This is a genomic window from Xanthobacter pollutisoli, assembly GCF_040044995.1.
Taxonomy (GTDB): Bacteria; Pseudomonadota; Alphaproteobacteria; order Rhizobiales; family Xanthobacteraceae; genus Xanthobacter.
The window spans coordinates 18,104-31,461 of the sequence record NZ_JBDZDP010000030.1 but is presented as its reverse complement, the minus strand read 5'-3'; the positions used below and the strand labels follow the sequence as shown (position 1 = coordinate 31,461).

10 protein-coding genes are annotated in these 13,358 nt (G+C 68.6%); 6 read left to right on the top strand and 4 right to left on the bottom strand.

The window, feature by feature from the left end:
* The 4 genes from ABLE93_RS24975 to ABLE93_RS24960 all read left to right on the top strand — a co-directional run.
* Positions 1–1,080, top strand: a 1,080-nt coding sequence (locus ABLE93_RS24975; RefSeq protein WP_348842404.1) for an alpha/beta fold hydrolase, incomplete at its 5' end; no start/stop codon positions are given.
* Positions 1,081–1,222: 142 nt separating this feature from the next.
* Entirely contained in the window at positions 1,223–2,635 is a 1,413-nt protein-coding gene (thrC, locus tag ABLE93_RS24970) for a threonine synthase (protein ID WP_348842403.1), read from the top strand.
* A complete protein-coding gene (locus ABLE93_RS24965; RefSeq protein WP_348842402.1) occupies positions 2,632–3,897 on the top strand; it encodes a M16 family metallopeptidase in 1,266 nt (421 codons plus the stop codon). Before thrC ends, ABLE93_RS24965 begins: the two co-directional genes overlap by 4 nt.
* A gap of 176 nt (positions 3,898–4,073) precedes the next feature.
* Complete coding sequence (locus tag ABLE93_RS24960) at positions 4,074–4,700, top strand: GNAT family N-acetyltransferase (RefSeq protein ID WP_348842401.1); 627 nt, start codon at positions 4,074–4,076, stop codon at positions 4,698–4,700.
* A 9-nt stretch (positions 4,701–4,709) separates the two neighbouring features.
* Here ABLE93_RS24960 and ABLE93_RS24955 read toward each other — a convergent pair whose 3' ends face one another.
* The 4 genes from ABLE93_RS24955 to ABLE93_RS24940 all read right to left on the bottom strand — a co-directional run bounded on the left by ABLE93_RS24955 (position 4,710) and on the right by ABLE93_RS24940 (position 9,055).
* On the bottom strand, positions 4,710–6,317 hold the full coding sequence (locus ABLE93_RS24955) for an acyl-CoA synthetase (RefSeq protein WP_348842400.1): 1,608 nt from the start codon (positions 6,315–6,317) through the stop codon (positions 4,710–4,712).
* Positions 6,318–6,458: 141 nt separating this feature from the next.
* Positions 6,459–7,448: a class 1 fructose-bisphosphatase gene (locus tag ABLE93_RS24950; protein WP_348842399.1), complete on the bottom strand. Its 990-nt coding sequence runs from the start codon at positions 7,446–7,448 to the stop codon at positions 6,459–6,461.
* A 118-nt stretch (positions 7,449–7,566) separates the two neighbouring features.
* Positions 7,567–8,004, bottom strand: coding sequence for a dihydroneopterin aldolase (gene folB / locus ABLE93_RS24945; protein WP_348842398.1), 438 nt, complete (start codon positions 8,002–8,004; stop codon positions 7,567–7,569).
* Between the two features lie 85 nt (positions 8,005–8,089).
* Positions 8,090–9,055: an ATP-grasp domain-containing protein gene (locus ABLE93_RS24940; protein WP_348842396.1), complete on the bottom strand. Its 966-nt coding sequence runs from the start codon at positions 9,053–9,055 to the stop codon at positions 8,090–8,092.
* Between the two features lie 36 nt (positions 9,056–9,091).
* On the opposite strand from ABLE93_RS24940, the gene ABLE93_RS24935 reads away from it, so the two are divergent.
* Both ABLE93_RS24935 and ABLE93_RS24930 read left to right on the top strand, forming a co-directional pair.
* Positions 9,092–9,796 carry a HisA/HisF-related TIM barrel protein gene (locus ABLE93_RS24935; protein ID WP_510183082.1) on the top strand — a complete coding sequence of 235 codons (705 nt, stop codon included), beginning with the start codon at positions 9,092–9,094 and terminating at the stop codon, positions 9,794–9,796.
* A 102-nt stretch (positions 9,797–9,898) separates the two neighbouring features.
* Positions 9,899–13,354, top strand: coding sequence for an autotransporter domain-containing protein (locus tag ABLE93_RS24930; protein WP_348842394.1), 3,456 nt, complete (start codon positions 9,899–9,901; stop codon positions 13,352–13,354).
* Positions 13,355–13,358 lie beyond the last annotated feature (4 nt).

The following is a 13,358-nucleotide window of genomic DNA, read 5'->3' as shown; positions in this document are numbered from 1 at the left end:
CAGCTCATCCAGTACGAGGCCACGACCGCCAGCGTGAAGAAGACGCCGCTGCTGATCGTGCCGCCGTGGATCAACAAGTTCTACATCCTCGATCTGACGGCCGAGAAGTCCTTCATCAAGTGGCTAGTGGACGCCGGCATTTCGGTGTTCGTCATCTCTTGGGTCAATCCGGACGCCCGCCTCGCCGAAAAGGGCTTCGACGATTACATGCGCGAGGGCATCATGACCGCCCTCGACAACGTCGCCATCGCCTCCGGCGAGCGGCAGGCCCATGCCATGGGCTATTGCGTGGGCGGAACGCTGCTGGCGACGACCCTCGCCTACATGGCCGCCACCGGCGACGACCGCATCGCCTCCGCCACCTTCCTCACCACGCAGATCGACTTCACCCATGCGGGTGACCTGAAGGTGTTCGTGGATGAGGACCAGCTCGCGTCCATCGAGCGGCGGATGAAGCAGATGGGCTATCTGGAGGGCAGCAAGATGGCCTCGGCCTTCAATCTGCTGCGCTCCAACGACCTGATCTGGCCGTATGTGGTCAACAACTACATGAAGGGCAAGGCGCCGTTCCCGTTCGATCTTCTGTTCTGGAACGCCGATTCCACCCGCATGCCCGCGGCCAACCACTCCTATTACCTGCGCAACTGCTACCTCACCAACAACATCGCCCGCGGCCTCGCCGAGCTTTCCGGCGTGCGCATCGACGTCACCAAGATCAACGTGCCGGTCTATTCGCTGGCGACGCGGGAAGATCATATCGCCCCGCCCAACTCGGTGTTCATCGGCGCCAACATGCTGAGCGGGCCGGTGCGCTATGTGCTCGCCGGCTCCGGCCACATCGCCGGCGTGGTCAATCCGCCGGCCAAGGGCAAATACCAGTATTGGGCGGACGGCCCCGTCGGACCGAGCTACGACCTTTGGGTCCAGGGTGCCCAGGAGCACAAGGGCTCCTGGTGGCCGGACTGGGTGAACTGGTTCTCCTCCTGGCACCCGGACGAGGTGCCGGCCCGCGCCATCGGCGGCGGCCGGCTCAACGCCATCGAGGACGCGCCGGGCCGCTACGTGCGGGAAAAGAGCTGAGGCGCAGCCGCGGACAGGGGCTGTGACACCCTGCGGTGGCGCGGTGCCGCCGGGTTGACCAGCTGATGCCTTTCGCGCGGGGCCGCTTGCGTTTACGTTGGCGGCAGGCCCGCCGTGCGGCTTGAGATCAGGTCGAGGACCCGTGCGTTACGTTTCCACCCGTGGTGAAGCTCCCGTTCTGTCGTTCTCCGACGCGCTCCTGGCGGGCCTTGCGCGCGACGGCGGCCTCTATGTGCCGGAGACGTTTCCGACCCTGTCGGCGGACGCCATCGCGGCCCTCGCCGGCAAGCCTTATCCAGTCGTCGCCAAGGCTGTCATCGCCCCCTTCGTCGGGGACGCGCTGCCCGAGCGCGCCCTGGATCTGATGATCGCCGATGCCTACGCGACGTTCCGCCATCCGGCGGTGGTGCCCCTGACGCAGATCGGCCCCAACCGCTTCCTGCTTGAGCTGTTCCACGGCCCGACCTTGGCCTTCAAGGATGTGGCGATGCAGCTGCTCGCCCGCATGATGGACCATGTGCTGGGCCAGCGCGGCACCCGCGCCACCATCGTCGGCGCCACCTCCGGCGACACCGGCAGCGCCGCCATCGAGGCGTTCCGCCATTCGGATGCGGTGGATGTGTTCATCCTCTACCCGCACAAGCGGGTGTCGGAGGTCCAGCGCCGGCAGATGACGACCGTGCATTCGCCCAATGTGCACGCCATCGCGGTGGAGGGCACGTTCGACGATTGCCAGGCCCATGTGAAGGCCATGTTCAATCACCACGCGTTCCGCGACCAGCTGGCGCTGGCGGGCGTGAACTCCATCAACTGGGCGCGGATCGTCGCCCAGGTGGTCTATTATTTCTATGCCGCCACCGCCCTCGGCGCGCCGCACCGCGAGGTGTCCTTCGTGGTGCCGACCGGCAATTTTGGCGACATCTTCGCCGGCTATGTGGCCAAGCGCATGGGGCTGCCCATCCGCGACCTCGCCATCGCCACCAACGTCAACGACATCCTGGTGCGCACGCTGGACACCGGCCGCTACGAGGTGAAGGGGGTGCATCCCTCCTCCTCGCCCTCCATGGACATCCAGGTCTCGTCCAATTTCGAGCGCCTGCTGTTCGAGGCGCTGGACCGCGACAGCGCCGCCGTGCGCCAGCTGATGGGCTCCCTCGCCCAGGGCGGGGCCTTCACCGTGCCGCGGGCGGCGCTCGCCGCCATCTGCGCCGATTTCACCGCCGGCCGGGCGGACGAGCCGGAAACCGCCAAGACCATCTCCCGCTTCTACCAGTGCGCAGACTACCTCGCCGACCCGCATACCGCGGTGGCGCTGGCGGTGGCGGACAAGGTGGAGCATGCGTCCAAGGTGCCGCAGGTGGTGCTTTCCACTGCCCATCCCGCCAAGTTCCCGGATGCGGTGGAAGCCGCCAGCGGCCATCGGCCGGCCCTGCCGCCCCACATGGCCGACCTTCTGACCCGTAAGGAAAGCGTCAGCGTGCTGCCCAACGATCTTGCCGCCATTGAAAGCTTCATCCGCGCCCGGGCGCGCGTCGCTGCGGGCGCCGCCGCATGAGCGTGAAGATCACGGCCCTCGACAACGGCATCACCGTGGTCAGCGACGAGATGAGCCATCTCGGCACCGCCTCCCTCGGCATCTGGGTGGGCGCCGGCGCCCGCGACGAGGAGGAGGGCGAGCACGGCATCTCCCACCTTCTGGAGCACATGGCGTTCAAGGGCACCCGCCGTCGCTCCGCCCGGCGCATCGCCGAGGAGATCGAGCAGGTGGGCGGCGACATCAACGCCGCCACCTCGGTGGAGCAGACCTCCTACAACGTTCGGGTGCTGGGCGAGGACGTGAGCCTCGGCCTCGACATCCTGTCCGACATCCTCACCGAGCCGGCCTTCGCCCCTGACGAGCTGGAGCGGGAGAAGAACGTCATCGTGCAGGAGATCGGCGCGGTGATGGACACGCCCGACGACCTGGTGTTCGACCTGTTCCAGGAGCAGGCTTTCCCGGGGCAGAGCGTCGGCCGCTCCATCCTCGGCACGCCGGAGACGGTGCGCGCCTTCAGCCGCGACCAGCTCGGCGCCTATCTCGGGCGGACCTATCGCGGTCCGCGCATGGTGGTGGCGGGCGCCGGGGCGGTGGATCACGACCGGTTGGTGGCGGAGGCTTCGGCCCGCCTCGGCACGGTCGCGTCCGCCGGCAAGCCGGAACTCACGGCGGCAAGCTATGGCGGCGGGACCCGCCTCATGGCCCGCGACCTCGAGCAAGTGCATGTGCTGCTGGGTCTGGAGGGCTGCTCCTACAAGGATGCGGACTATCACGCTTTGCAGGTGCTCTCGAACGTGCTCGGGGGCGGCATGTCCTCGCGCCTGTTCCAGGACGTGCGGGAGGAGCGCGGGCTCTGCTATTCCATCTACGCCTTCCACTGGAGCTATCAGGACACCGGCCTGTTCGGCGTCTATGCCGGCACCGACACCGGCGATGTGGAGGAGCTGACCCATGCGGTGGTGGACCAGATCCTCGACACGGCGGAGACGGTGAGCGAGCTGGAGGTGGCGCGGGCCAAGGCCCAGATGAAGGTGGGCCTCCTCGCCGCGCTGGAAAGCTCCGGCGCGCGGGCCGACCAGCTGGCACGGCAGATCCTCGGCTTCGGGCGGGTGATCGCGGTGGAGGAGATCGTGGCCAAGGTGGATGCGGTGGACGTGGCGGCGGTGAAGGCGGCGGCAACGCGCCTCATCGGTCGTGGCCGGCCCACGCTGACCGCCATCGGCCCGAAGGGCGGGCTCGAGCCGGCCGCCCGGGTGGTCGAGCGGCTGGAACGGCACTGAGCATTTCCGTTTGGAGCGGGACCGTGGGCATCCGTATGATGGGGGATGACAATCGCATGCGCGGCGGGCCCGGGAGGGCCTGAGGCGCACGCTCCGGGACGGACCGGCAGCCGGGGCAGCCCCCGCACCGGCGGTGGTCCGCCCGAGCCAAACAGGACGTGGCCGGGGCGCATCCCATGTGGCTTTCCACCATCTTCCTCTGCCCGCCGGAGCCCTTGCCTGCCATCGAGGGCGATGGAATCTACCTGCGCGTCCCGCAGGTGCGCGACTTCGCGCAGTGGCAGACGGTGCGGGAGATGAGCCGGGATTTTCTCACCCCCTGGGAGCCACTGTGGCCGGCGGACGACCTGACCCGCGGCGCCTTCCGCCGCCGCCTGCGGCGCTACGCGCGGGACATGGTGGCCGACGAGGCCTATCCGCTCTTCATCTTCCGCCGCTCCGACGACGAGCTCGTGGGCGGCCTCACCCTCTCCAACGTGCGGCGCGGGGTGTGCCAGACGGCGAGCCTCGGCTATTGGATGGGCGCGCCCTTCGCCGGGCAGGGCTACATGAAGGCGGCGGTGAGCGCGCTGCTGCCGGTCGCCTACGACGTGCTCCAACTGCGGCGCATCGAGGCCGCCTGCATGCCCAACAACCAGCCCTCCATCCGCCTGCTGGAGAGCTGCGGCTTCGTGCGCGAGGGCTATTCGCGCGAATATCTGTGCATCAACGGGGTGTGGGAGGACCACATCCTCTTCGCCCGGCTGCGCTCGGACATCGCGGCGCGCCCGGCCCTGCGCCGCGTGCCGCCGGCCGCCCAATAGGGCGGGCGATCAGCCGAGCGCCCGCAGTTCCCGCCGCAGGATCTTGCCCGTCGCGGTCATGGGGAGCGTGTCGGTGAAGGCCACGTGCCGGGGATATTCGTGGGCGGACAGCCGCGTCTTCACGAAGTCCTGGATCTCCCTGGCCAGCGTCTCGGAGGGGGTGATGCCGGGCTTCGGCACGATCCAGGCCTTCACCGCCTCGGTGCGCAGCGGATCGGGCACGCCCACCACCGCCACCAGCGCCACGGCCGGGTGCTTCAGGATGCAGTCCTCGATCTCTCCCGGTCCGATGCGATATCCGGCGGAGGTGATGACGTCGTCGGAGCGGCCCACGTACCAGAGGTAGCCATCCTCGTCCTGCCGTCCCATGTCGCCGGTGAGGAGGAAATCGCCGGCGTACTTGTGCGCGGTGGCCTCGGGATTTTTCCAATATTCCAGCATCATCACGGGATCGCCGCGGCGGATGCCGATATGTCCTTCGGCTCCGGATGGCAACTCGCGGCCTTCGTCGTCCACGATGCGCACGTCATGCCCGGGAATGGCCTTGCCCATGGAGCCGGGGCGGATGGGGAAGAAGTTGGAATTGCAGCCCACCACGAGGTTGCATTCGGTCTGGCCGTAGATTTCCCGCGCCTCCACGCCGAGGCGCTCCTGCACGAAGGCGCCGAGCTCCGCGCCCAGCGTCTCGCCGCCGGTGAGGAGCGAGCGCAGCTTCAGCCCGTCGTGCCGCACATCGGCCTGCCGCAGCAGCTTCAGCGCGGTGGGCGGCAGGAAGACGTTGCGCACCTGGTGGTCCGACATCAGCGCCATGGCGGCGTCGGGATCGAACTTCTTGGCCCGGTGGGCGAGCACCGGAACGCCGAAATACAGCGAGGGGAAGAGCACGTCGAACAGTCCGCCGATCCACGCCCAGTCCGCCGGCGTCCAGTGCAGGTCGCCGGGCTGGGGCATGTATTGGTGGACGAATTCGATGCACGGCAGATGGCCCAGCAGCACCCGGTGGCCATGCAGCGCGCCCTTGGGATTGCCGGTGGTGCCCGAGGTGAAGATGATGATGCCGGGGTCGTCCGGTCCCGTGTCCACCGGCGTGAAGCGGTCGGATGCCGCAGCCAGCGCCGCGTCGAAGGCGAGCGCGCCGCCTGCGTCCGCACCTATGACGAAGACATGGGCGAGGTCCGGCAGGCGGTCCTTCACCCGCATCAGCTTGGCGAGGCCGGTGAGGTCGGTGACGAGCACCTTCGCGCCCGAGGCGGCGAGGCGGAACTCCAGCGCCTCGTCGCCGAACAGGGTGAAGAGCGGCACCGAGATCATCCCCGCCTTGAAGGCGGCGATATGGGCGATGGCGGTCTCCGGCGCCTGCGGCAGGAACACCGCCACCCGGTCGCCGCGGACGAGGCCGCGCGCCGTGAGGACATTGGCGAAGCGGCTGGTGAGCGCTGCCAGCTCGTCGAAGCTGTAGGTGCGGACGGCGCCCGTCTCCTCGACGAAGATGAGCGCCGGCTTGCCCGATCCGTCCGCATGGGCATCGGCGCAAGCGACGCCCATGTTGAAGCGCGCCGGCACCTGCCAGGAAAAGGCGCGCACGAGGCCCGCATAATCGTCGGCCGGAACGAGCATCCTCACCTCCCTCGGCGCCGCTCTGGGTGGCGGCTGTGCTTTAGGAAACGATCGAACGTTTTTTTCCGGATGAGGTCAAGGGCGGCGACGGGCAGGGGCGCCAGCCCTCACCCGCTCGGGGTGAAGGCGGGCGCTCCGCTCTCAATAATACGACGCGATGGCTTCCACCTCGGCCTTGGAGCCGAACACCAGCGGGATGCGCTGGTGGATGTGGTGCGGGGTGATGTCGAGGATGCGCGTGGTGCCGTCGGTGGCGGCGCCCTTGGCCTGCTCCACCAGGAAGGCGAGGGGGAAGGCCTCGTAGATCAGCCGCAGGCGGCCGTTCTCATAGCCCTTGCGCTTGTCGCGCGGATACACATAGACGCCGCCGCGGGTGAAGATGCGGAAGGCGTCGGCCACCATGGAGCCGACCCAGCGCATGTTGAAGTCCTTGCCGCGCGGGCCTTCCTTGCCGGCGAGGCAGTCGGCGAGGTAGCGCTGCATGGGCGCCTCCCAGTGGCGGACGTTGGACTGGTTGACGCCGTATTCCTTGGTCTCGGCCGGGATCTCCACCTGGGTGCGGGCCAGGACGAATTCGCCCGAGCTGCGGTCGTGGACGAACACCTGCGTGCCTTCGCCGAAGGTGGCCACCAGGATGGTCGCAGGCCCGTAGGCGAGGAAGCCGGCCGCGACCTGCGCCGAGCCCGGGCGCATCACCGCGTCTTCCGGCTTGGCCACCGCCGCGGCGTCATAGGGCATGATGGAATAGATGGTGCCCACCGACACGTTGGTGTCGATATTGGACGAGCCGTCGAGCGGGTCCACCGCCACCACGAGGCGGCCTTCCGGGTTCAGCGGGATCAGCTCCTCGCTCTCCTCGGAGGCGAGGAAGGCGGCCGGCGTCGGCAGCAGGGCGGCGCGGATCAGGTCCTCCGCCACCACGTCGAGCTCCTTCTGGGCGTCGCCGCCGGCGTTGGGATCGACTTCGCGGATGCTGGCAAGCCCCTCCTCCAGCGGGCCGCGGGCCACGAGGTCGGCGATCTGCAGCCCCGCCCTCGCGACGGCGCTGACCGTGGCGGCCACCGCCTGGCGGCCACTGTCGCTTCCCGCCCAGGTTCCAAGGAAGGTCTGAAGGGTCGTCAGCTCGCTCACCGCCTGCTCCCGTCCTGAAAGCGGCGGAAGCCCCGCCGCGCGTCGTTATGATGGAATGCGGCATGCCGGGTAAAGCCGCGCTTCGCCTTCTCCCCTGCGCAAAAATCCGCCCGGCGCCTCAGCGGGTGCGGAGGATCTCGATGCCCACGTCGCCGAAGACGCCGGTCACCGGCGCGCCGGGCTTGTGGACCACCACGCGGACCTGCTCGACGATCTCGAAATGGTCGAGAAGGCGGGTTGCGATGCGCTCGGCGAGGGTCTCGATGAGATGCACCGGATCGTCGCCCACCACCGCCGCCACCTGCTCGTAGATCTGCTGGTAGGAGACGGTCAGCGCCTCGTCGTCAGCCCAGGCGGCGGGCCGCGTGTCCAGCCAGCAGTCCACGTCGACGATGAAGCGCTGGCCCAGCTCGCGCTCGGCGTCATAGACGCCGTGCCGGGCATAGAAGGGCAGGGCCCTCAGGAACAGGCGGTCGGTGTTCTGGGGGCGGGTCCGCGGAGCGGTGTCCGCCTCGGCCTGCGTGTCCGCAAGGGCAGTGGGATCGTCGGAGGTCATGTCATCCTCGCGCGGAGGCCGGCCCCGGAGGGGCCCGCATCCAGCCTCAAACTCGAAGCCTTCCTATTGGTTTCACCGTCGGCTTTCAACGGATCTTCACCTCCACCGGCGACGGGCGGGGCAGGCGGGGCATGGTGGGTGGGCGTCCCTCGCGGATCAGCTCGGGAATGAAGGCCAGCGGATTGACCCCGAGGGCGGCGTGCAGGCCCGCATAGGAGGCGGTGACGCGCGGGTTGATCTCGGCCACCAGCGGCCCCTGCGGCGTCAGGATCACGTCGATGCAGACGAGGCCGGCGAGCCCCGGCACCGCCTCCACCACGCGGCGGGCGAACTCGGCGAGGTGGCCGTCCTCGTCGGCGATGCCGCCCACGGTGACGCCCTCGAAGCCGAACACGCCCACGAGATGGGTGACGTTGAGCCGGTTGGCGGAGAGCAGCGTCACCCCGTCCGGCCGGGCGAGGACGCTGAGGCTGGCGAGCGTGCCGTTGACGAACGGATGCACTACGAGTCCGCCGCCCCGCGGCAGCGCCGCCCGGTTCGGCCACGCCCGCGCGGCCGACCAGCCGTTGCCCGCCTCCGGCCGCGTGACGAGGTCGCCGTTGAGGCCGGCGGGAACTGCGTCGATGGGGAACGTCGGCACGTGCGGCACGCAGTGGGCGGCGAGCCGCTGCGCCAAGGCGAGACGGTTCGAGGTGACGGCGATGGCATCCGGGGACGAGGCGATCAGCCGCGCCCCGCCTTCGCGCATGAGACGGGTCAGCCGGCCGAGCACCCCGCCGGCCTCGGGCGCGATAGGCCACACCACGTCCGCGTCGTGGGCAAGGCTCGACCAGATGATCCAGGGGTCGACGCCCTTGCGCACCGGCACGGCGTCCTCGTTGGGCGGCGGAAGGCGGTCGTCATAAGCGAGCACCACATTCGTGCCCGGCAGCTCCAGGAGGTCGGTGACGATGGCGTCGCGCACCAGACGGCCTTCCGCCACGGCCGCTTCCGGCAGGGGCTTGTCGCGCAGTCCGCCGGATGTCACGAACTCGCAGATGAAGACACGCATGGGGCTCCTTTCGCCGCAAAGGACCGATTTCGCAGAATGCAGCTTATCCCTGTCATTGATCTAAAGGGAGGGCAGGTTGTGCGCGCACGCAAGGGCGAGCGCGCATCCTATCGTCCCATTCATACGCCCCTTGCGGCAACGAGCGCGCCGTCCGACGTGGTCGCCGGCCTCCTCGGGCTCGCGCCGTTCCGCACCCTCTACGTGGCGGACCTCGACGCCATCGCTGGCGCCGGCAACAATGCGCCGGTCATCGCCGCGCTGCGCCGATCCTATCCCGGGCTCGCTTTGTGGGTGGATGCCGGGGAGGGCGATCCCGCGCGGATCACCGCCCGCGCCGCGGCCGGTCTCGGCACCAGCGTCGTCGGCACCGAGACCCTGGCCGAGGCGACGCTGGAGGCGGCGCTGGCGGCGCCGGGAGCGATTCTCTCGCTGGACCATGACGCGGCCGGGCCGCGCGGACCGCTGCGCGCCCACGAGGACCCGACGCTCTGGCCGCAGCAGGTCATCGTGATGACCCTCGCCAAGGTGGGCAGCGGCGAGGGACCGGACCTCGATGCGCTCGCGCACACCGCCGCGCGGGCGCAGCGCGCAGGCCGGGATCCGGCGCTCTATGCCGCAGGCGGCGTGCGCGACCAGCGGGACCTCGACACGCTGGCCCGGCTGGGCCTTGCCGGCGCTCTGGTGGCGAGCGCGCTGCACGACGGACGGATCAGTTCGTCGCAGGCCCGGCTCTGGGCCTGAGCCAGGCGGGGCAGCATTTAGCGAGAGAACCTGCGGTTCGGTGGCCGTCATCAGGGCGTTACAATGGCACCATAGGGACCTCGGTTATCGCCGGAGCCCGCCATGTCCCCTCTCCATTCCACGTCCAGCCGCCTCGTCCTAATCCTCGCGCTGGGTGGCCTTTCGGCCCCGGCCCTGGCGGCCTCCTTCACCGTGCCGCCGGCGGCCGGCCAACAGACCGTTTCGGGCAGCGACACGGGGACGATCGCGGACGGCCAGACCCTGAACGGCGGCGGCTCTCCCGCCATCCAGTGGAACGGGCCGGCGAGCGATGCGCCGGGCGTCGTCATCACCAATGACGGCACGGTGACCTCCACCGGCCGCGCCATCGACACCACCAACAGCGTGACCGGCCAGTTCACCCTGACCAACACCGGCACCGTCACGTCCAAGGATGACGCCTTCCGCATCAACGGCACGCTGGCCGATGGCACGGTGATCGTAAGCAACAGCGGCACCATCAGCTCGCAGACCGGCCAGGCCTTCGACTTCGACAAGGCGACGGCGGCTACCGCGGTGATCTCGGTGAACAATTCCGGCGCCATCACGTCGGCCGGAGCCGACGCCATCCGCATCGGCGGCGGCACCGTGGACATCGTCAACTCGGGCACCATCGAGACCACGTCGGATGGCAAGCGGGCCATCAAGATGGACAATGCGGCGAGCTACGACACGCTTCAGTCCTTCACGCTGACCAATCTGGTGGGCGGCGTGGTTTCCGGCACCGACGACGGCATCAAGATCAGCTCGAATCCGGACAGCCCCGCGGCTCCGGCGATACGCATCTCCAACTCGGGCACGATCCGATCGACGGGAGATGGCCAGGCCATCGATTTCGGCGACATCACCTCGCAATACATCGACGTGCGCATCGACAACGCCGCCACCGGCGTGATTACCGCAGCCAATAACGATGCCATTCAGGTGACCAACGGCGTCACCATCTCCAATTACGGCACGATCTCTTCATTCTACGCCGCCGGCACGGCAGACACGCAGAACAATTCGGCCATCAAGATCGAGGGCGACGAACTCGGGCAGCCGATCACGCTCAAGGTCAACAATTACGAGGGGGGCGTCATCTCGGGCGCCTACCACGGCATCAAGGCGTCGGGCGAGGCTGACTTTCTGGATGTCACGAACTTCTCCCTCATCGAGGGCCGCAACGGCTCGGGCGTGAATTCCAACGGCACCGGCCATCTGGTGAACGCCGGCACCATCACCGGCACGTTCGACCCGGCGGCGAGCTTTGGCGACGGCGACGGCGTGGATTTCGACCAGGCCGCCACCATCATCAATTACGGCACCATCCAGGGCCTCGGCTCCAAGGGCATCAAGCCCGGCGAGACCAAGCCGAGCACCTCGGAAGGCATCGCCATCGGTGGTGGCAGCATCGTCAACGGCAGCTTGAGCGTGCGCTCTGCTCTGATCTCGGGCGCCAACAACGGCATTCTGGCCGACGACAGCAACGGCGGTGACGCCTTCGCAGCGCTCACCGTCTACAATTACGGCACCATCCAGGGCCTCGACGGCTACGGCATCCGCTACGTCAATTCGGGCGCCGACCCCGCCAAGAGCCTGACCATCTACAATTTCGGGCTCATTTCCGGCACCACCTACGCAGCGCAGATGGGCGGCGGCGCCGATACCTTCGTTCTGGCCGCGAGCAGCGCCGTGTCGGGCATCGTCGATGCCGAGGGCGGGTACGACACGCTCGTGCTGGGCACGGCCAACAAGGGCGTGAATTTTGACGTCGGCCTGCTGGGTGATGCCTCCACCTATCGCAATTTCGAGCGCCTGACCGGCGCCGCGGAGACCTTCACCACTCTGTCGGGAACCTCCAGCTTTGCCGGTGAGATCGTATTCGATCAGGCCGGGCTTGTGCTCAATGGCGCGTCCCTCGCGAACGCCTCGCTGAGCCTCAGCGGAACGGTCCTGGTCCCCGCCGCGCTGTATGGCTGGGGCACGGTCGGCAGCCTCGCTGTCTCCGGCAACGCCTTCGTTGCGCCGGAAGCAGCGGATTCGGCATTCGGCACGCTCACGGTGGTGGGCAATGCCTCCATCGGCGGGACTTATCGCGTCGACGTCGACGCGGATGGGCAGTCCGATCTCATCGCCGTGGGCGGCGCCACCACCATCGCGAACGGCGCAGCTGTGTCGATGGACGGCGAACTGGCCTGGGGTCGCCGCTACACAATCCTCACGTCCGACGGCGGCATCAGCGGCAGCTTCGCCACCCTCGATGTGTCGACCCCCATCGACTATCTCTTCATCGAGCCGACCCTGAGTCAGGACACCACCAGCATCTATCTGTCGCTGGAGCGCAACGGCGTCGCCTTCGCCTCCTATGCGGCGACGCCCAACCAGCGCTCGGTGGCCGGGGCGCTGGAGCGCATTGGCGCCGGGTCCCAGGCCTATAGCTCGGCCCTCTATTCCGCCTTCGTGACGCAGACCGATGGCGCCAAGCCGACGCTCGCCCTGTCCCAGCTTTCCGGTGGCATCTTCGCCACCCTGCCGGGTCAGATGACCACCGAGAACATGCTCGTCAACGACCTCATCCTCGGTCGGCTGCGGCAGGCCTCCTATGCCGGCGCGACGGGCGCGCAGGTGGCCCTCGGGTCGGGCGGCCCGGCCTTGTCCTATGCCGATGGCAAGGGCTCCAGCGCCAATGCCTTCAAGGGCCTGAAGGCGCCTTCCGCCGGTCCCGTCTGGACCGGCTGGGCCCAGGGCTACGGCCAGTGGCTCTCCTCCTCCGGCAACGGCAATGCGGTGGCGGCAGATACCAATGTGGGCGGCGTCCTCATCGGCGCCGACGTCGCGTTCGCCAATTCGGTGCTCGGCGTCGCGGCGGGCTATTCCTCCTCCTCCACCAGCGCAGACACCGCCTCGGCCGACACCGAGACCTGGCGCATCGCCGCCTATGGCGGAACGAGCTTCGACGCGCTGAAGCTGCGGGCCGGCGGCACTTACGGATGGAGCAGCATCGACACCAGCCGCTTCGTCGCCCTCACCGGCGAGTCGCCGAAGGCGAGCTATGACGGCACCGCCGGCAATCTGTTCGCCGAGGCCGGCTACACCTTCGCGTTCGGGGCGGTGGCGCTGGAGCCCTTCGCCGCTGTCGGCTGGACCAAGGTGGACCTCGGCAGCTTCGTCGAGAGCAACGCCCCGGTGGCCGGGCTCGTATCCTCCGGCACTGCCTTCGACACCACCTACTCCACCCTCGGCCTGCGGGTCGCCACCAGCTTCACCGCCGCGGGTGCGACGGTGACCCCCCACGCCTCGGCCGGCTGGCGTCATGCCTTCGGCGATGTGACGCCCGCGGCGGTGCTGACCTTCATCGACACCGGCACGGCCTTCGGCATCGACGGCCTGCCCATCGCCGAGGACAGCTTCGTCGGCACCGCCGGCCTCGACATCGCCTTCACCGGCGGTGCCATGCTCTCGCTCGCCTATGAGGGCATGGCGGGTGATGGCGCCAGCTACAATGCCGGCAAGGCGACGCTCTCCATGAAGTTCTGATCGC